Raw genomic sequence first — 17,857 nt, 5'->3', positions numbered from 1 at the left:
ATCCGCCTGCGGTCCGGGACTGGCACTTCTTCTGTCTGCATCCAAGGGCATCTGCTGCGTACCTGAAATCCGAAAAACTCTCCTGTCCTGTGATTGATTACATGATGTCAGATAAAGGCACATTTATATGCGGCATTAGTGTACATCATGTCAGCAATATCCGGAGGGAAATGAATGGAATATGCAGAACTCAGCAACGGAGTGAAGATGCCGATGGTAGGCTACGGGGTCTACCAGGTAACAAAGGACGAATGCGAGAGGTGCGTCCTCGATGCCCTCAGAGCCGGGTACCGGTCCATCGACACCGCGCAGAGCTACTTCAACGAGGAGGAGGTAGGGAACGCGATCGAGAAGAGCGGCGTCCCGCGCGATGATATATTCCTGACCACCAAGGTCTGGATCGAGCACTACGGCTACGAGAAGACGAAGGCCTCCGTCGAGGAATCCATGCGCAGGCTGAAGACCGACTACCTCGACCTCTGCCTGCTCCACCAGCCGTTCTCCGACTACTACGGGGCATGGAGGGCGCTGACCGAGCTCTATGACGAGGGGAAGATCCGCGCCATCGGGGTGTCCAACTTCTATCCCGACCGGCTGGTGGACCTCGCGCTCTTCTCGGGCATGAGGCCGATGGTGAACCAGGTGGAGACCCACCCTCTCTTCCAGCAGAAGCAGGCCCATGAGATCATGGAGAAATACGGTGTCAGGCACGAGGCCTGGGCCCCGTTCGGCGATGGCCGCGGAGGGCTGTTCTCGGACCCCGCTCTGAAGGAGATAGGCGATGCGTACGGGAAGACCCCTGCGCAGGTCATCCTCCGCTGGCACATTCAGCGCGGAGTGGTTGTCATACCCAAGTCGACCCATTACGACAGGATGGTCCAGAACCTCGATGTCTTCGATTTCTCCCTCTCGGACAGGGACATGGAGAGGATTGCCGCCATGGACACCGGGAAGAGCTCCTTCTTCTCGCATTCCGATCCGGCCATGGTAGAATGGTTCGCCGACACGGTCGAGAAGAGGAAGACCCAGCACGACAGCTCGAAGGAGAAGAAGAACTGGTGAGCAGAGATATCATCGGACCGGGGACGGCCGTCGGGGAGGTCATCTCAGATCCTGCTTTCGGGGATTTCGGGAGGCTGCTCTTCCCGATCGGCCGCGGCGTCCGCCCGGAGATGGCGCTGAAGGAGATCAGCACCCCGAGGACCCTCGTCTGGTACACCGATGTAAGGGCGGAGGAGACCGTCGAGATCATCGCGGAATTGAAGCGCCGCGCCGAGGCAGGAAAGAGGATATTCATCCCCCTTTACTCGGAGGAGGAGATCTCCCGGGACCCTTCCGCTGCCGATACCGGGCTGTTCTTCTTCAGCGGCAGGCAGGGGGCGCCGTTCGCAGTGACCTGCCCCGGAGGAGGGTTCGCCTATGTGGCGGCCCTCCACGACGGGCTCCCGCATGCTTTGGCCCTGTCAAAGCTGGGATACAACGCATTCACGCTGATCTACCGCACCGAATGCCCTTACGACGCCTCGCACGCGCACTCTGGGTCATCGAGAGCAATGCAGAGAAGCTGGGGGTCGCGGAGGACGGTTATTCACTGTGGGGAGGCTCTGCGGGCGCCCGCATGGCAGCCGCGCTCGGCAATTCGGATGTCCTAGCTTCTTACGGCCTCCGCATCCCGCAGGCCTCCGCCGCGGTGATGCAGTACACCGGTTATTCGCGTGTCTCCCGCCATGATGCCCCGGCCTACGCCTGTGTGGGCACCGAGGACTGGATCGCGGACTGGAGGGTCATGAGGGACCGCTCCGAAGCCCTGAAGAAGGCGGGCGTGGACTCCGAGGTCCACGTCTACGCGGGCCTGGGGCACGGCTTCGGCATGGGCGTCGGAACGAAAGCGGAAGGCTGGTTCCGGGAGGCCGTCTCCTTCTGGGAGAGGCATATGCCGGCAGACTGAGGGGGATCTCAGTTCTGCTCGGCGTAGTAGTACTCGCCGGCGGATTTCTGCGAGCGGTCCAGGTTGGACCCTTCCTTGTTGATCCTGGGGCGGTGGGTGTCGGCGTCCCTCCTGAAGGTGATGTCCACCGATTTCAGGAAGCGGTTCATGCCCTCCCTCATCTTGAACGGCCCCTCGGCGATGCCGTGCTTCCCGGGCTCCCCGCCGAACACCATCAGGGAGTCGGAGACCATGTCGATGAAGTAGATGTCATGGTCGACGATGAGCGCCGACCTGCCGGTCTTCTCCATCATCCCGCTGATGCATTTGGCGGCCTCCATCCTCTGGTTGGAGTCCAGGTAGGCCGAGGGCTCGTCGAGCAGGTAGATGTCGGCCTCGCGGGCCAGGCACCCGGCGATGGCGACCCTCTGCAGCTCTCCGCCGGAAAGGTTGCGGACAGGCTTGTCCATGAGGAACTTCAGGGACAGCGGGCCGATCACCTGGGTCTCGAAGAACCCGCTCGACGCCTGCTCGTAGTTGACCGCGTAGAGGTAGTCCTGGACGGTGCCGTCATAGTCCTGGGAGATATACTGGGGCTTGTAGGAGACCTTCATGACCCCGCTGACGCTGCCGGTGTCCGGCTTGATCTCCCCGGCCAGCATCTTGACGAACGTGGTCTTTCCGGTGGCGTTCGGCCCGACGACGCCGACGGACTCTCCGATCCTCACCGCTCCGGAGTTCACGTCCAGCCTGAATTCCCCGAAGTCCTTGGAGACGTTCTCGAAATCGATGAGCGTGGGTGTGTTCCAGTCGCCCGAAGGTGCGGAGACGGCGAACTCTATGGGCTTGTCCCTGAACCTGATGTTCTCCTCCGGGAGGTAGCCCTCGAGGTAGACGTTGATGGCGGTCCTGACCTGCCTGGGCATCGTGAAGACACCGTACGCCCCCTCGGAACCGTAGACGAGGTTGACGTTGTCCGCCAGGTAGTCCAGGATGGCGAGGTCGTGCTCGATGACGACCACGTACTTGTCCTCTGTGGCCAGTTTCTTGATGATCCTGGCCATCTTCACCCTCTGGTAGATGTCCAGGTAGGACGTCGGCTCGTCGAAGAAGTAGATGTCTGCACTCTTCATGCAGGTGGTGGCCATGGCGACCCTCTGCAGCTCTCCGCCGGAGAGCTTGGTTATGTCCCTGTCTATGACCTGCTCCAGGCCGAACTCCTTCACGGCCTGGTCGATGTCCATGCGCTCCTGGCACTTCGACAGGAGGTCCCTCACGACCCCCTTCGCGACCTTGGGGATCTTGTCGACGTACTGAGGCTTCATGGCCATCTTTATGTGCCCGGCGTAGAGCTCGCTGAGGTAGGCGTACACCTCCGTCCCCTTGTAGCGGAGGAGGACCTCCTCCTTGGTGGGAGGGGCGTCGTACTTCCCGAGGTTGGGGATGACGATGCCGGAGAGGATGTTGATGGCGGTGGTCTTACCGATTCCGTTAGGGCCGAGGATGCCGGTGATGAGGCCCTTCTTGGGGACGGGGAGGCGGTAGAGGCGGAAGGTGTTCTCGCCGTACTGGTGGACCATCTCGCCCTTGAGCTCGTCCGCCAGGCCGATGATCTTGATGGCCTTGAACATGCACTTGTTGGCGCAGATCCCGCACCCCTGGCACAGGGACTCGGAGATGATGGGCTTGCCCCTCTCCCCGAACTCGATGACGTTGACCCCGGTCCTCACCAGGGGGCAGAACTTGTAGCATTCCTTGTTGCATTTCTTGTTCTGGCATCTGTCGAACAAGACCGCCGCGATCCTCATGCTTCGTTCCGATTCCCCCGTGTTATATAAGAGGTTCGCGCGCGAAGGGCGTATTCCCCCGGTAAGGAAGATAAGCCGTCTCGCGCGTGAGAAAGGTGCGCCCATTTCTCCATTACTGTCCGAAACGCGGATAAAGCGGTAAGCCTAGAGCCTCCCATGGAGGGAACCGCAGGCACGAAGGTCGTCCTCGGGGACCCGAGGAAGTCCATACCTGCCCTCGCCGCCCCGCTGGCCGTGTCGGTGTTCGTCATGAACCTGAACAGCATGGCGGACACCGCGTGGGCGGCCTGGCTGGGGGGATCCGCCGTGGCCGGACTGGGCCTGGCATATCCCCTTTGCGCCGCCATCGCCGGCATCGGCAACGGGATGGGCATAGGCTCGGCCGCGGCCATCGCCAGGGAGGTGGGCCGCGGGGACCGCGCCGGGGCCTCCCGCACGGCGGCGCAGTCCCTCACGCTGGCGTTCCTGTGCTCGATCGTTGTCTCCGTGCCTCTGGTCCTCTTCGCCGGGGACCTGCTGGGACTGTTCGGGGCGGACGAGTCGGCCTCGGAGGCGCTGGACTACGGGATGCCGATCTTCGCCGGGAGCTTCTTCGTCATCGCCGGGCAGGTGGTCTCAGGGATGCTCAGGGGAGAGGGCGCGTCGAGGCGCTCGATGGCGGTGCAGCTGGCCGGAGCGCTGACCAACATGGTCCTGGACCCGGTCCTGATGTACGGGCTCGGCCTCGGGGTGATGGGGGCCGGCATCGCCACGGTCTGCGCCGGGGCGGTATCCCTCGCCGCCGGCCTGGCGTTCTACATCTCGGGCCGCGACATGTACGCCGACCTCCGCAGCGGCGGCTTCGCGCCCGATAGGAAAGTCAGCCGCGACATCCTCTACGTCGGCCTGCCCGAGTCCGCCGAGTACATGGTGATGACGCTGATCAACATCCCGATGAACTTCATCATCATCGGCGTCGGCGGGGAGGACGTCGTCGGGACGTACACCTCGGCCTGGAGGGTGGCGTACATGGTGCTGATCCCGGCGCAGGCAGTGTCCGGGGGCATCGTATCGGTGTGCTCCGCCGAGTTCGCGGCCGGGAGGGCGGACCTGCTGAAGGAGGCGTTCTCATTCGGGACCCGGCTGTCCGTGAGGCTGACCCTGTACCTCGCGGTCCCGATGGCCCTGCTGTGCTATCCGATCGCCTGGGTCTTCACGGTCTCCCCCGACCTGGAGCCCCTGCGGGGCGACATGGCGTTCTGCCTCCTCATGCTCGCCGTGCTGCTGCCGTCGATGTCCCAGGTGTTCGTCGGCTCCGCCTACCTGCAGTCCATAGAGCATTCGGAGATCGGGTTCCTCTCGTCGCTCACGAGGAACACCGTCATGGTCATCGGGTACCTGGCGGCCGCCGCCATGTTCGGGAGCACCGAAGCGATCTGGACGGTCATGGCCATAGCCGAGATCGGGGGCGGGCTGCTGATGTGGAAGCTGGCCTCGGTCTATATCGGCAGGTTCTGCCGTTCCTGTCAGGCAGCTCCGTCTTGACGGGCTGCTGATGCGGACGTTACGGCCGTGCCCGTCCAACGATACCACCTCCTACCGGATGTGCGCGCGCGTGCGATGGCTTAAATAACGTCCCGGCCCATGAGCCGCCCATGTCTAAGATACTCGTGAACATCGCGTGGCCGTACGCCAACGGCCCCATCCACCTGGGGCATGTGGCCGGGTCCCTCCTCCCGCCGGACATCTTCGCCCGCTACAACAGCCTGCTGGGCAACGAGGTCTGGGTCGTCGGCGGCTCCGATCAGCACGGGACGCCCATCACCGTCACCGCCGAGAAGGAGGGCGTCACCCCCGAGGAGGTGGCCGACCGCTACCATGAGATCAACAAGAAGGCGATCGAGGACCTGGGTATCCGCTACACCCTCTACGGGAAGACCCACTCCCCCGTCCACATCGAGGTGACCCAGTGGCTTTTCAAGACGCTGCTTGACAACGGGTACATCTACACCCGCGACGAGGACGAGTACTACTGCCCCAAATGCGGGAAGTTCCTGCCGGACCGCTACGTGGAGGGCCAGTGCCCCGTCTGCGGCGCCGAGGACGTCCGCTCCGACCAGTGCGACAGCTGCGGCTCCACCTTCGAGCCCGGCGACATCATCAACCCGCACTGCACCCGCTGCGGCACCGCACCCGTCGTAAAGGCCTCGAAGCAGTACTTCCTGAAGCTCTCGGCCTTCGAGGAGCCCCTGATGAAGTACCTCGAGGACAAGACCTACTGGAGGCCCAACGTCCGCGCCTACACGCAGAACTTCCTGAAGGGCGGCCTGAAGGACCGCGCCATCACCAGGGACATGCAGTGGGGCGTCGAGATCCCCGTCGAAGGCGAGGAGTGGAAGAAGAAGGTCATCTACGTCTGGTTCGACGCTGTCATCGGGTACCTCAGCATGACCGTGCAGCACGCCAGGGAGATCGGGAAGCCCGACTACTGGAAGACCTTCTGGGAGAACCCGGACTGCCGGCATTACTACTTCATCGGCAAGGACAACATCCCGTTCCATTCCATCATCTGGCCGGCGATGCTCATGGGCGCCAAGCAGGGCTTCAACCTGCCCTACGACATCCCGGCGAACGAGTACCTGATGTTCAACGGCGGCAAGCTCTCCAAGAGCAGGAAGGGCACGGGCACGGATGCCGAATCGCAGATACCCAGGGACATGAAGTCCGTGCTGGAGAAGTTCGACCCGGAGGAGATAAGGTACTACCTCTCGAGCATCATGCCGGACACCCACGACGCCGACTTCTCCTGGGACGAGCTCGAGAGCAAGGTCAACTCCGAACTGGTCGCTGCCCTCGGGAACTACTACCACCGCACCCTCAGCTTCACCTACAAGAACTTCGGGTCGGTCCCGGAGAACGCGGAGCCCGATGCGAAGGTCACCGACGAGATAAAGAAAGCCTTCGACGAGTACTCTGCCTGCCTGGGCCGCTGCGACTTCAAGAAGGGCCTGCAGGCCGTCATGGCCCTCGCCCACTTCGGGAACGAGTACTTCAACTCCCGCACCCCCTGGAAGCTCGTCAAAGAGGACAAAGCGGAATGCGGCCGCGCCCTCTACGACTCCCTGAGGATCGTGAAGGCGCTGGCAGTCATGGCCTGGCCGTACCTCCCGAGGTCCTCCGAGAAGATCTGGGAGTACATGGGGCTCCCCGGCACCATCGAGGATGCCGGATATGCCGCCGTCCTCTCGCCGCTCCCGTCCGGGACCGCCCTGAAGGAGCCGGTGCCGGTCTACGGGAAGATCGACCTCAAGGTGCTCTTCCCCGAGATCTTCAAGCAGCCCGAGGCGGAGACCGAGCACCATGCGAAGGAGAAGAAGGAGAAGCAGAGCGCCGCCGCTCCCGCGCAGCCTTTCGACGCCTTCAGGCGCCTGGACCTCAGGGTCGGAAAGGTCCTCACCGTCGAGGACCACCCGAACGCCGACAAGCTGTACAAGCTCACGGTGGACCTGGGAGAGGGGACCCCGAGGACCATCTGCGCCGGCCTCAAGGCATATTACACCAAGGAGCAGATGCTCGGGAGGAAGGCGATCGTGGTCTCCAACCTCGCGCCCAGGCCCCTCAGGGGGATAGAGTCCTGCGGTATGCTCCTGGCCGCCGATGACGAGGACCTCGGCGGGAAGGCGGTCCTCCTCCTGAGGCCGTCCGACCCCGACATCCCCGTGGGGACCAGGTTCGACTGCGGCCTCGGCGGGACCTCGGACACCATCGATTACAAGAAGCACTTCTCTGCGGTGACCATGAAGGTCTCCCGGGCGGAGAACGGCGTGTTCCTGGCCGGGAACCTCCCGATAGAGCTTCCCGCAGGCGCCCCGGCCAGGGTGGCCGCGGTCATCGACGGCGGGAAGGCCGTCCCCCTCGGGGACGGAAAGGGATGCGTGGCGACTGTCGACTCCGAGATACTGGACGGCGCTGGTGTCAGATGAAGGCGGATCTCCATGTCCATACCTGCTTCTCGAAGGACGGCAAGTCCACCCCGGAGCAGGTGATCGAGCAGTGCATCGAGAAGGGCATAGGGTGCGTCGCCATCACCGACCACAACGAGTTCAAGGCGTTCGACATCCTGAAGGACAACGGGAAGGTCATCGTTATCCCCGCGGAGGAGGTGTCCTCCGCGGAGGGGCACATCGTCGCCCTGGGCATCGACAGGCTGATCCCCCAGGGTATGTCCATCCAGGAGACCATCGACGCCATCCACGAGGCCGGGGGCTACGCCTTCGCCGCCCACCCCTACAGGTGGTGGTCCGGCCTGGGGGAGAAGAACACCCTGAAGTACCCCTTCGACGGGGTCGAGGCGATGAACGCGCGCTCCATCCCGAGCGCCAACAAGAGGTCCATGAAGCTGGCCAAGAGCATCGGGAAGCCGATCACCGCCGGCTCGGACGCCCATTCCCCGCACCGCGTCGGCTGGGGGCATGTTACCCTGCCCGACGGCCTGGAGACCTGGCAGGAGGTCGTGCAGGCCATCATGGACAACAAGGCCACCGCCCAGAGCGCCAGCAGGCATTTCGGCGAGACCCTGCGCTACGGGTTCAAATCGATAACCCAGTGGATCAAGCGCGGGTTCCGCAGGATGTGATGCGGCCGTCCGATCGGAGACGATCGGACGGAGTGCTGTTCCGGTGCCTGTCCTGTCGGGTTCGGCAGGTTTGGAGGATTTTAGGGCGGCAGAGCGCCGGAAAGCAGAGCATCGTTCCCGGAGCATCATCCCGGGAACGATGCGGCCCTGCGCAGAGATCATCAGATTATTTTTCGAATCGGGCGTTATCCTAAGGAAACAGGAAAAATTTCGGAAGTCTTGTTTAAGGAAACAGGAAGAATTTCAATAACTTTGTTTAAGGAAACAGGAAAAATCGGACAAACCAATATTAAGGCTCGAGGAATATATCCATACGTGAAAAGGAAGATCTACGACCGTCTGGTACAATGGAAGAAAGAGAGCAACGGAAAGACCGCACTGCTCATCGAAGGTGCCCGCCGTGTCGGCAAGAGCTACATCGTGGAGGAATTCGGCAGGAACGAATATGCTTCCTATGTGCTCATCAACTTCAGCAACGCCGCTCCGAGGATCAAGAACCTTTTCATAAACGACGTCCACGACATCCATATGCTTCTTCAGAAGCTGTCCAATCTCACAGCCACGAGATTCGTCGAAAGGAACACGCTGATAATATTCGACGAGATCCAAAAATGGCCGCGGGCCAGAGAGGCCATCAAGTTCCTGGTGGAGGACGGCAGATACGATTACATCGAAACAGGTTCGCTGATCTCCATCCACGAGAACGTGAAGAACATCATCATTCCGTCCGAGGAAGAGAAGATACAGATGTATCCCATGGACTTCGAGGAGTTCTGCTGGGCGATGGGAGATGTGGTCACCGTTCCGACCATAAGGGAGCATTTCGAATCCCATAAACCGCTGGGTGACGACGTACACTCTTCGTTCCTGGACACCTTCAGGAGATACATGATCGTCGGCGGCATGCCCATGGCGGTGAAGGAGTACGCGTCATCGAAGGACTTCTCCAAGGTCGAGCGTATCAAGAGGCAGATAATCGAACTCTACAGAGAGGACATTGGCAGGTTAGCGAAGGCCAACAAGAGAAAGACGTCCGCTCTGTACGGGGCGATACCTGCCGAACTGTCCAAACACGACAAGGTCTTCAATCTCTCCGATATAGATAAGAACGGCAAGTTCTCCAACTACGAGGATCCGATTTATTGGCTCGAAGATTCCATGATCGTGAACACCTGCTACAATTCCAGCGAGCCCAGCATCGCGCTTGGGCTGAACACGGACCTGTCGACAATGAAGTTGTATTCCGGCGATACAGGACTGTTGGTGAGCATGGCTATCGACAGCGGAACGTCGACGGAGAATGAGATCTACATCGATATTCTCCAGGACCGTCTGCATATCAATGAAGGGATGTTTGCGGAAAATGTCGTGGCTCAGGCTCTGAGGGCCAACGGGCATAAGCTGTTCTTCCACGCCTTCTACAAGAAGAATGAAGACGGGACCAGCAGCAAGAACAGGTCCGAGGTTGATTTCCTCATCAAAGAAGGCAAGAAGAAATCTGCTGTCGAGGTGAAAACGGGGAGGAGCACCGGCCATTCCTCGCTGGATTATCTGATGGATGTGTACAGCAAACAGCTCGGGCAGTGCTACGTCCTCCACACGAAAGATCTGAGGAAGGAAGGCAAGTTGCTGTATCTGCCCATTTATATGGCCATATGCCTGTGAACGGAGAGGATCGATGGCCCCTCTGAGCCTAGGATCAAGGCGCGCATGTGCGGCAATCCGAGTTTTGTTTTGGAAGCTTGGACCGGTTCCGGAAATCAGAAGCAGTCGCAGGAAGGGTTCTGAAACGATGGAACTGTGGTCCAATATCACCATCTGGCACATATTGTAGGGGCAAGTGCTGCAACATATGAACGTGACCGGAGGACGGCCATATCTCGGCCGATTGCAGAATCGTATCGCAGTTTCCGAAAAATAATCAATAAAATGTCCGAAAAATCATTAATAGATTAACCGAAAAATCATCAATAAAATGTCCGAAAAATCATCAATGATATATACTGATGATGGGATATTGGATTGTGACATTGAGAAGGGACGGATACGTACCCAGACTGATAGATGACGAACTGAAGAGATCTCTGTCTCTCTTCGGCGCGGTGAACCTCACCGGGCCTAAATGGTGCGGAAAGACCTGGGCTGCATACAATTGCTGCAACAGCGCTACGCTCATCGCGGACCCGAAGGGGAACTATCAGAACCGCAGGCTGGCGATGACCGATCCCACGCTCATATTCAAGGACGATCTTCCCCAACTGATCGACGAATGGCAGGACGTCCCCGGCATCTGGGATGCTGTGAGGTATCGGATAGACGATACCGGGAAGAAGGGGATGTACGTGCTTACCGGCTCCGCAACGCCCAACAGGAAAGGATTCGTCCATTCGGGTACGGGTCGCATAAAGGAACTCCGCATGATGACCATGACGCTGTTCGAAAGAGGGATCTCGGACGGCAGGGTATCCCTGAAGGGGCTGTTTGGCCGTCCCGAGATCTCTTTCGCGACACAGGAGGCCGAACTGAAGGACCTGGTCGATTACACCGTCCACGGGGGATGGCCCGGAGTCATAGATATGAATGCGGATGCATCGTTGGAGGTTGCCAGAGGTTACATAGAAACCCTGGTGAACAATGACATATCATTCGACGGGGTGAACCGCGATCCGACCAAGATGCTCCGTCTCATCCGCTCTTTGGCACGCAACGAAAGCACTACTGCATCCAAGAAGGCTCTCAAGAAAGATATGACGGAGAATCCGGATGATGCGCAGATATCCGATAATACGCTGAATGAATACCTTTCTGTTTTGGAAAGCCTTCATTTCACCGATTTCCAACCTGCTTTCAACCCGAATATGAGGTCTTCGGTAAGGGTCGGGAAAACTCCTAAAAGACACCTTGCCGACCCCTCCCTCACCGCCGCCGCTATGGGGATGAACACGGAATCGTACATCAATGACCTTAATTCGTTCGGATATCTGTTCGAGGCCCTGTGCGTTCACGAACTGAAGGCATACGCCATGATGTACGACGGCAAAGTGATGCACTACCGTGACGGGGACGGGAACGAGATAGATGCCGTTGCGGAATTTCCGGACGGTAGGTGGGGTGCCTTCGAGATGAAGACGGGGGCACATGAGATAGACGAAGGTGCGAGATCCCTTCTGAAGATGGACACGAAGATACGCGATCAGGAGAACGGGAGGCCGCCGGAGTTCCTGTGCGTCATCTGCGGGATGACCGATGCGGCATATCGCAGAGACGACGGCGTTTATGTCATCCCGCCGACAGTGCTGGGTCCGTGAAGAGGGAAACGGGTTTGGCAGCCGGTTTCAACGGCAACGATCGATATTCTGATTGGCTGCAGGTCATGTGCGGAGAACTGAACGGCCGTTCCTCAGTGTTTGTAGATATAGCGCGCGCCTTTGGTATTGCCGATCTTCTCGATCTTGCCCTCGGCCATCAGATCCTTCACTGCCTTCTGTACGGTGTATATGCTGATGTCCCTGAGGACCATGTGTATCTGCTTCAGCGACATCGGTGCGGAGCTCTTCTTCAGGACGTTTTCGACGGTCTGCTTCCTGTCGACGCCTTCCCCGTCGACTATGGCGAACCTGGTGTCGATGTCCGTATAGCATTCTAACAGGGTCCTGAGAAAATATCTGATGAACGGGAAGTAGGTCCATCTGTTCTCCTTCCACCCGGCCGAAGATCTCTGCAGCGAATCGTAGTAGTCCGATTTCGTGAACGATATATGCTCGTCCATAGAAACGTACCTGCATATGTCGATTCCCTCTTTGTACAGAAGAAGTACCGTCAGGAGCCTGGAGGTCCTGCCGTTGCCGTCCAGGAACGGATGGATGCAGAGATAATCCAGGATGATGCACGGTATGTAGAGCAGAGGTTCATAGCCTTGGGTCGAAAGCTCCTGGTACGCTATGCACAGCTGCTCCATGCAGTCTTCGGTCTCGGATGCCGGGACGGGTTCGAACACGATGCGCCTCCTCCCCGATTGGTCGATGCTGATAATCACATTGTCCCTGTCCTTGAAGGCATGTTCATCGGAACCTTTCGTCCTGAGCATGGAATGCAGGTTCAGGATCGTGTTCCTGTTGAATCTCAGGGAGTCGATTTCCGTATGTATCAGGTTAAGGGCATCCCTGTATCCTGCGATCTCCTCCTCGGAATGATTGTTCGGGGTCCCTCCGCGTACGACTATCTCTCTGATACGTTCATCGGACGTTACTATGCCCTCGATCTCGTTGGAGTACTTGACCGAGGCCAGTTTGGCGATGCCTTCCATCTTGGCATAGTCCTTCGGGTATTTCGCGCGGCGTATGCACTCCAGCGAGCGTATCCCGGCAATCTCGGCCAGCATCTTCGTTATATCCTGCGGTATGTCGCCGAGTATTTCCGAATAGTCGAATCTGTGCATCATCGATCAATTATCTAGGTAATATTTAATGATAAATACTGAAAAAAAGACATTGTATTTATTTAATTTAGGTATCAATAGCCAAATAATACCTAAATAATTGCAGAAGGCCTTTCTGATCTACAAAGCGGAACGTTACGATATACGCGGGAAAAGACTCCTCGATACTTTGGAGAAATACTATGTCTCCGATACCGGCATGAGGAACGCAGTCCTTGGAATCTCATCAAGGGAAGACATAAGCAGGCAGATCGAGAACATCGTATATCTGGAACTTCTGAGAAGGGGTTACGAAGTGGCCGTCGGCAAATATGGAGACAGGGAAGTGGATTTCACTGCACGCAGGAACCGCGAGGTCCAGTACATCCAGGTGACGATGTCCATTATGACGGACGATACGTATGAACACGAAGTCGCTCCCTTCCGCCTGATCAGGGACAGCTATCCGAAGACGGTGCTGTCCATGGACTCGTTCGTCACCGACCTTCCGGACGGGCTGCACCATTCGAACCTCTTGGATTGGCTTCTGGAAGAGGAGCGGTCCTGAGGATGCGATGCGGGCCGACAGCACCATCGGTCCCCATCGGGAGGCCTGAGCGGGGGATATTCCCCGCCGGCCATCAGTTTATTATGTCCAGCTCGCACCAGCTGGCGCTTGTGTCGCAGAAGTTGTAGACGGTCCCGCTGACAGTGGCGCTCTGGGTTATGCGGCCGACCGGAAGGTAGAGCTCAGCGGTGGTCTCGCACCCGTAGTAAACGGTGCCGTCCGCGTCCTTGCTCATGACCCCGTAGCCGGAGTAGTTGCTGTCGATCTCTATCGCCGCGGCATCGTAATCTTCCAGGGCGACAGCAGCTATCGCGTGGCCGGGGACCAGGTAGACCCCGGACTTCAGGCCGGCGGCCTTGAACAGCACCGCGGTGAGGATGGAGGTGTCCTCGCAGTCCCCTGCGCCTGCCCAGATGGTCTCCATGGAGTATGCCCAGTATTCTGCGGAGGTGCTTCCGTCCCCGTACTGATAGCTGTCGTATGCATACGTGAAGTTGATCTGCGTGAAGGCCAGGATGAATTGGGCCTTGTCGCTGCTGCTAAGGGACGACCAGGTCCCGCCGTTGTCCTCATAGGCCTTCACCACGGCCTCGCAGAGCGACTTGGTCACGCTGTCTGACATGGCGACCCTTTCCAGGGTGTCGGTGTATTCGGAATCGCCGGCCCTGTTGGTGAATATGCTGCCCGATGAGTAGCTCTCTGTACTCGTGTACGAGGAGTTGGTGCGGGCCTCCATGTAGTAGATGTAGTATGGGACGGTGATGCTGGCACTGTACTCTTCGTCATCGGACACCGTGCCGTCGTGATCGGCATCGTACGACCAGGAATAGGCGCGCGCGAAGGTCCCGTTCATGTCGGTCCCGCCGGAATTGCTCGAGTGGTAGGTGAAACTGCCTGTGATCTGCTTCGAGTAGCCGGCTATGGGAAGATCGGAGGTGTAGAAGCGGAAGTATACTGAATACTCCGTGCCATCGCTAAGCAGTGCGGTGGGGACCAGGATCTCCGCTCCGCCGTCTGTGTTGTACTGTGCGCCCGGCACGAACGGGCTAGAGCTGTATGTCGCTTTTCTGACGATGGTTCCGTCGCCGGTCGCAACATACATCTTGATGGTCACATAACTGCTGAACCAGTTTCCGCTGTCGGTTCCACAGAGGTTTATGACTATGTAATCGGTCTCAACGGATTTCACAGTGAACAGCCCGGTGCTGTAGGTATATGTCCCGCTGGCACTGTTGAAGCTCAGCGACAGGAGCCCGTTCCCGAAGCCGTCGCCCGAAACGGTAGCATAGGCGCTGGACCCCTCCTTCACATCGTATACGTTGAGGACGCTCTCCGACTCGTCCGACTGGACGGTGACGGTGCATGTCGAGGTGTAGCTCCCGTACGTGCAGGTGACGGTCGCCGAACCGACGGCCACGCCGGTGACGGTGCAGTAGCCGCCGTTGTTGGAGACGGTAGCCACGCCCGTATCGGAGGACTTGTAGCTCATCCCCGAGAGCATGAGGTAGGACTCGGGAGTGATGACTTTGCTCTGGCCGACTCCGATTGTCAGCACGGTCGAGGTGATGAAATCGGAAGTATCGGCAGGAGTGTATGAGGCGCTTCCGCCGTCGGCGGTCACATAATTCGTGCTGGACTGCCCTTCGTCATCGTCTTCCGAAGTCATCACCGATACCGCGACAGCGGCGATCAGGATGACTGCGGCGAGAGCGACCGCGAGTTTTACCAATCCAAAGAAACCGGATCTCTCATTTTTAAGGCTCATGTTCCCCCTTCCTTCCAGTTATCGATCCTTTCAGGGGAGTGAATGCCGCATGTACGGTTATATGTAATTAAAATCCTCGGTGGGACAAATATTCCCAGTAGGGATACGGCATGAATCCATCCGCGGTTCTGGCACATCCGGGCCGGGCACCGATGCGGCCTCAGTATCATAATAACGCGGACAGCGGATAAAAGATGGGGATGATGGGAAAAAGATGATGCGGGGCGGAGCCCCGCTGCAGGCCTGCCTTCAGGACATCAGGCTTGCGTCCCTGAGCTCATCGGCGATCTTCTCGACCGCGCGGACGACATCCTCGGGGATCTTGGCACCGGTGCAGACCATCTTGCCGGAGCCGAACAGGAGGACGACGACCTTGGGGTCGTCCAGCCTGTAGACGAGCCCGGGGAACTGCTCGGGCTCGTACTCGACCTTCTCGAGGCCGAGCGTGATGGCGACGGTGTTCAGGTTGATCTCCTGGCCGAGGTCGGAGGAGGCGACGATGTTCTGGACCTCGATCTTGGGCTCGATGGTGATCTTGATGTCGGCCTTCTCGAGGTCCTTGGCGACCTGCGTTATGGCCTGTTTGACCTCATCTTTGCTCTTGCCGCCGGTGCAGACGATCTTTCCGCTGCGGAAGAGTAGAGTAGCGGTCTTGGGGCTCTTAAGCCTGTAGACGAGCCCGGGGAACTGCTTGGGGTTGTATTCGGCACCGTCCAGAGATGCCATGATCTTATCCAGATCGATCTCCTGGCCGAGAGAAGTGGATGCAACTACGTTCTCTATCTTCATGTTGGCCATATATTCACCTGTGGCGCATTATTTAAACTCCGTTTATAAAGATTATGTAAAACGCGGTCTCGGGCGCATCGCCGCGGCACGAGTCCCATATAATGAAAATCTGATGTGCCAGACATCTGAATTCAGACGGAAACGGCAGTCCGGAGAGGAAACGGCTGCATGATGAGAATCAGAAATTTGGAGTCGGGAGGGAGAGTTGAACTCCCGTATGCGGATCTGCAGTCCGCCACATAGGCCGCTGTGTTACCCCGACTTCTGGCCAAAGGATATTTTGGTAACATATAAAACACTTGTTGCATCGGACGACTGTGTTGAATAAGTCGGGCAAAGGAGATCCGGCCCGTCCGTCTTCCGTTTTCTTTGAATGAGAGTCGGTTTTTGTCTGTTCTAGGCCTGAATGTATGTTTTTATTCATTGTTTTAATATTTAGTTTTTACGCATATATTTATATATAAAACGCATAAGGAAAATCGCTTAAAACAGCATAGCCAGACAGCAGGTTGTTGAAAAGAAGTAGGGAGGGGTGCCTCAAGTTTCGACGCTTGACACTCCTCCCAGGGGTGTCATTTTCATGACAGGTTGCAGAAGGGAGAGGAAGGATAAAAAGAGCGGGGGCAAAAACCCCGAACGCAGCAAGAACGCCGACGCGCTCGGAGTGAAATACGATACCAGAAAAGGACATTGGACCGCCTTGGACAAGGCGGTCCTGAAGGAAGGCCGCATTTTGGACACCTGGCTTAAGCCGGAGCGGGTGGCGGCGGAACTGGAGATACTGAATCCGCCCGGAAAGATCGGACGTCCTTACGAATATCCGCCGTCGCTGATACTGTATCTCTCATATCTCAAGGAGGACGGCGAAAGAAGCTACCGCCGTACCATCAGCAGGACCAGCGTCCTGCTGGAGTCCCGGGGCCTCCCCGAACCGAACTATGCGACCCTGCACAAATCCCAGCTGAAGTTCGAAAAGGGCGGATTCGGACTGAAGGTCATCTCCGAAGCGACGGTGATACTGGCCGGCAGAGGGATCAGGGAAGAATTCGACCCTCTCAGGATCATATGTTCGGGCATCTTTCCGGAGTACAAAGCCCCCCGGATGATACCGACCTCGCAGGCCGAAGCCGATATCCAGGCGGAAAGGGACTAGGAAGCGGAGAAGATAAGGGAATCCATGGAGGTCAAGGTTCTGAAATCGGCCGTCGGCGGAGAGAACATCTTCGCCGCCGTCGACGGTTCCGGGGAAGGAATATCCGGTCCCGGGATATATCTGGAACATATCTGGCTGACGAACAACCGGAGGTTCATCAAACAGCACGCGATGGTCGACCTCCGCACCAAAAAGGTGGTGGCCTTCGCCACTACCATGGAGAAACCCGGCGATGCCCGGATGATGGCCCCCCTGGTATCGGGGGCGCTTCGGACCGGCGTGCGTCTGAAATGGGTGTCGGCGGACAGCGCGTACGATACCGTGGCGAACTGGGAGTTCATGGATGAGGCGGAAATAGCATTCTGCCCCAATCTGAAGGAAAAATTCGAAGATTGCGACACGCTCCCCAGACGCGAGGCGCTTAAGGATTTGGACAGGCACTTCGGGAAGAAGCTGGCACATAGGATCACCGGTTACAACTCGCGCTGGCATGTGGAAGCGTTCTTCTCGGCGTTCAAGAAACTGTACAGCGACCGCATAGCAAACAGGCTTTTCGACAGGATGTGTCTTACGATGCAGTACCGGTATTCGCTGTACGACATCCATCGGGAGATTATGCTGAAGGCTTGAGACATGGGGGGTCAAGACTTATTCAACACAGTCGCATCGGACCGCGCTCCCCGATCCTTCGGGGCCGAGAGCTGAACAACAGGCGGAGAACTGTTCAGAACAGCATTGATTGGCAGCATCAATTCGAAATGCAACGGGATCAGCCGAACGGATGCACAGTGACGCCCCCGCCGGCCGCAGCAACG

The 17,857-nt window shown here is 58.3% G+C and carries 15 protein-coding genes and 1 tRNA gene; 11 read left to right on the top strand and 5 right to left on the bottom strand.

Going from position 1 to position 17,857, the window contains the following annotated elements; translation table 11 throughout:
• The first annotated feature begins 174 nt into the window (after positions 1-174).
• Genes O8W32_02015 through O8W32_02005 form a run of 3 tightly spaced genes read left to right on the top strand, consistent with a single transcriptional unit; the run spans position 175 to position 1,948 of the window.
• On the top strand, positions 175-1,062 hold the full coding sequence (locus O8W32_02015; protein ID WII09621.1) for an aldo/keto reductase: 888 nt from the start codon (positions 175-177) through the stop codon (positions 1,060-1,062).
• Positions 1,059-1,652 carry a hypothetical protein gene (locus tag O8W32_02010; GenBank protein WII09620.1) on the top strand — a complete coding sequence of 198 codons (594 nt, stop codon included), beginning with the start codon at positions 1,059-1,061 and terminating at the stop codon, positions 1,650-1,652. Before O8W32_02015 ends, O8W32_02010 begins: the two co-directional genes overlap by 4 nt.
• Complete coding sequence (locus tag O8W32_02005; protein ID WII09619.1) at positions 1,619-1,948, top strand: dienelactone hydrolase family protein; 330 nt, start codon at positions 1,619-1,621, stop codon at positions 1,946-1,948. The genes O8W32_02010 and O8W32_02005 overlap by 34 nt, the downstream gene beginning before the upstream one ends.
• Before the next feature lie 8 nt (positions 1,949-1,956).
• Here O8W32_02005 and O8W32_02000 read toward each other — a convergent pair whose 3' ends face one another.
• Entirely contained in the window at positions 1,957-3,735 is a 1,779-nt protein-coding gene (locus O8W32_02000) for a ribosome biogenesis/translation initiation ATPase RLI (GenBank protein ID WII09618.1), read from the bottom strand.
• A gap of 156 nt (positions 3,736-3,891) precedes the next feature.
• Here O8W32_02000 and O8W32_01995 point away from each other — a divergent pair, with 156 nt between their 5' ends.
• From O8W32_01995 to O8W32_01975, 5 genes are all read left to right on the top strand, one after another.
• Entirely contained in the window at positions 3,892-5,259 is a 1,368-nt protein-coding gene (locus tag O8W32_01995) for an MATE family efflux transporter (GenBank protein ID WII09617.1), read from the top strand.
• Between the two features lie 110 nt (positions 5,260-5,369).
• Positions 5,370-7,697, top strand: a complete 2,328-nt coding sequence (metG, locus tag O8W32_01990) for a methionine--tRNA ligase (GenBank protein WII09616.1) — start codon at positions 5,370-5,372, stop codon at positions 7,695-7,697.
• Positions 7,694-8,350 carry a PHP domain-containing protein gene (locus tag O8W32_01985; GenBank protein WII09615.1) on the top strand — a complete coding sequence of 219 codons (657 nt, stop codon included), beginning with the start codon at positions 7,694-7,696 and terminating at the stop codon, positions 8,348-8,350. Before metG ends, O8W32_01985 begins: the two co-directional genes overlap by 4 nt.
• Before the next feature lie 315 nt (positions 8,351-8,665).
• Positions 8,666-10,015, top strand: coding sequence for an AAA family ATPase (locus O8W32_01980; GenBank protein WII09614.1), 1,350 nt, complete (start codon positions 8,666-8,668; stop codon positions 10,013-10,015).
• 359 nt (positions 10,016-10,374) lie between these two features.
• Positions 10,375-11,658 carry a DUF4143 domain-containing protein gene (locus tag O8W32_01975; protein ID WII09613.1) on the top strand — a complete coding sequence of 428 codons (1,284 nt, stop codon included), beginning with the start codon at positions 10,375-10,377 and terminating at the stop codon, positions 11,656-11,658.
• Positions 11,659-11,750: 92 nt separating this feature from the next.
• Here the strand turns inward: O8W32_01975 and O8W32_01970 are convergent, their stop codons facing one another.
• The gene (locus tag O8W32_01970; GenBank protein WII09612.1) at positions 11,751-12,788 is read right to left on the bottom strand and encodes a Fic family protein; all 1,038 of its coding nucleotides are present in this window, start codon (positions 12,786-12,788) and stop codon (positions 11,751-11,753) included.
• A 100-nt stretch (positions 12,789-12,888) separates the two neighbouring features.
• Here O8W32_01970 and O8W32_01965 point away from each other — a divergent pair, with 100 nt between their 5' ends.
• Positions 12,889-13,335, top strand: coding sequence for a DUF4143 domain-containing protein (locus O8W32_01965; protein WII09611.1), 447 nt, complete (start codon positions 12,889-12,891; stop codon positions 13,333-13,335).
• 73 nt (positions 13,336-13,408) lie between these two features.
• Here the strand turns inward: O8W32_01965 and O8W32_01960 are convergent, their stop codons facing one another.
• The 3 genes from O8W32_01960 to O8W32_01950 form a co-directional block, all read right to left on the bottom strand.
• The gene (locus O8W32_01960; GenBank protein WII09610.1) at positions 13,409-15,064 is read right to left on the bottom strand and encodes an Ig-like domain-containing protein; all 1,656 of its coding nucleotides are present in this window, start codon (positions 15,062-15,064) and stop codon (positions 13,409-13,411) included.
• A gap of 285 nt (positions 15,065-15,349) precedes the next feature.
• On the bottom strand, positions 15,350-15,889 hold the full coding sequence (locus tag O8W32_01955) for a TATA-box-binding protein (GenBank protein ID WII09609.1): 540 nt from the start codon (positions 15,887-15,889) through the stop codon (positions 15,350-15,352).
• Between the two features lie 187 nt (positions 15,890-16,076).
• Positions 16,077-16,151, bottom strand: a tRNA-Cys gene (locus tag O8W32_01950).
• Positions 16,152-16,469: 318 nt separating this feature from the next.
• Here O8W32_01950 and O8W32_01945 point away from each other — a divergent pair.
• Positions 16,470-17,042, top strand: a complete 573-nt coding sequence (locus O8W32_01945; protein ID WII09608.1) for a hypothetical protein — start codon at positions 16,470-16,472, stop codon at positions 17,040-17,042.
• 24 nt (positions 17,043-17,066) lie between these two features.
• Complete coding sequence (locus O8W32_01940) at positions 17,067-17,672, top strand: transposase (protein WII09607.1); 606 nt, start codon at positions 17,067-17,069, stop codon at positions 17,670-17,672.
• Positions 17,673-17,857: the final 185 nt, after the last annotated feature.

The sequence above is a fragment of the Methanomassiliicoccales archaeon LGM-DZ1 genome (assembly GCA_030168595.1).
Taxonomy (GTDB): domain Archaea; phylum Thermoplasmatota; class Thermoplasmata; order Methanomassiliicoccales; family Methanomethylophilaceae; genus Methanomethylophilus.
Note: the sequence above shows the minus strand (reverse complement) of the source record. Positions and strands in the feature narration are given on the sequence as shown.

What these genes read in the sequence shown, in the direction of transcription:
- metG (WII09616.1), top strand. Translation starts at nt 5,370, where the DNA reads ATGTCTAAGATACTCGTGAACATCGCGTGGCCGTACGCCAACGGCCCC.
- O8W32_01955 (WII09609.1), bottom strand. Translation starts at nt 15,889, where the DNA reads ATGAAGATAGAGAACGTAGTTGCATCCACTTCTCTCGGCCAGGAGATC.
- O8W32_02015 (WII09621.1), top strand. Translation starts at nt 175, where the DNA reads ATGGAATATGCAGAACTCAGCAACGGAGTGAAGATGCCGATGGTAGGC.
- O8W32_02005 (WII09619.1), top strand. Translation starts at nt 1,619, where the DNA reads ATGGCAGCCGCGCTCGGCAATTCGGATGTCCTAGCTTCTTACGGCCTC.
- O8W32_01945 (WII09608.1), top strand. Translation starts at nt 16,470, where the DNA reads ATGACAGGTTGCAGAAGGGAGAGGAAGGATAAAAAGAGCGGGGGCAAA.
- O8W32_01985 (WII09615.1), top strand. Translation starts at nt 7,694, where the DNA reads ATGAAGGCGGATCTCCATGTCCATACCTGCTTCTCGAAGGACGGCAAG.
- O8W32_01995 (WII09617.1), top strand. Translation starts at nt 3,892, where the DNA reads ATGGAGGGAACCGCAGGCACGAAGGTCGTCCTCGGGGACCCGAGGAAG.
- O8W32_01940 (WII09607.1), top strand. Translation starts at nt 17,067, where the DNA reads ATGGAGGTCAAGGTTCTGAAATCGGCCGTCGGCGGAGAGAACATCTTC.
- O8W32_01970 (WII09612.1), bottom strand. Translation starts at nt 12,788, where the DNA reads ATGCACAGATTCGACTATTCGGAAATACTCGGCGACATACCGCAGGAT.
- O8W32_02000 (WII09618.1), bottom strand. Translation starts at nt 3,735, where the DNA reads ATGAGGATCGCGGCGGTCTTGTTCGACAGATGCCAGAACAAGAAATGC.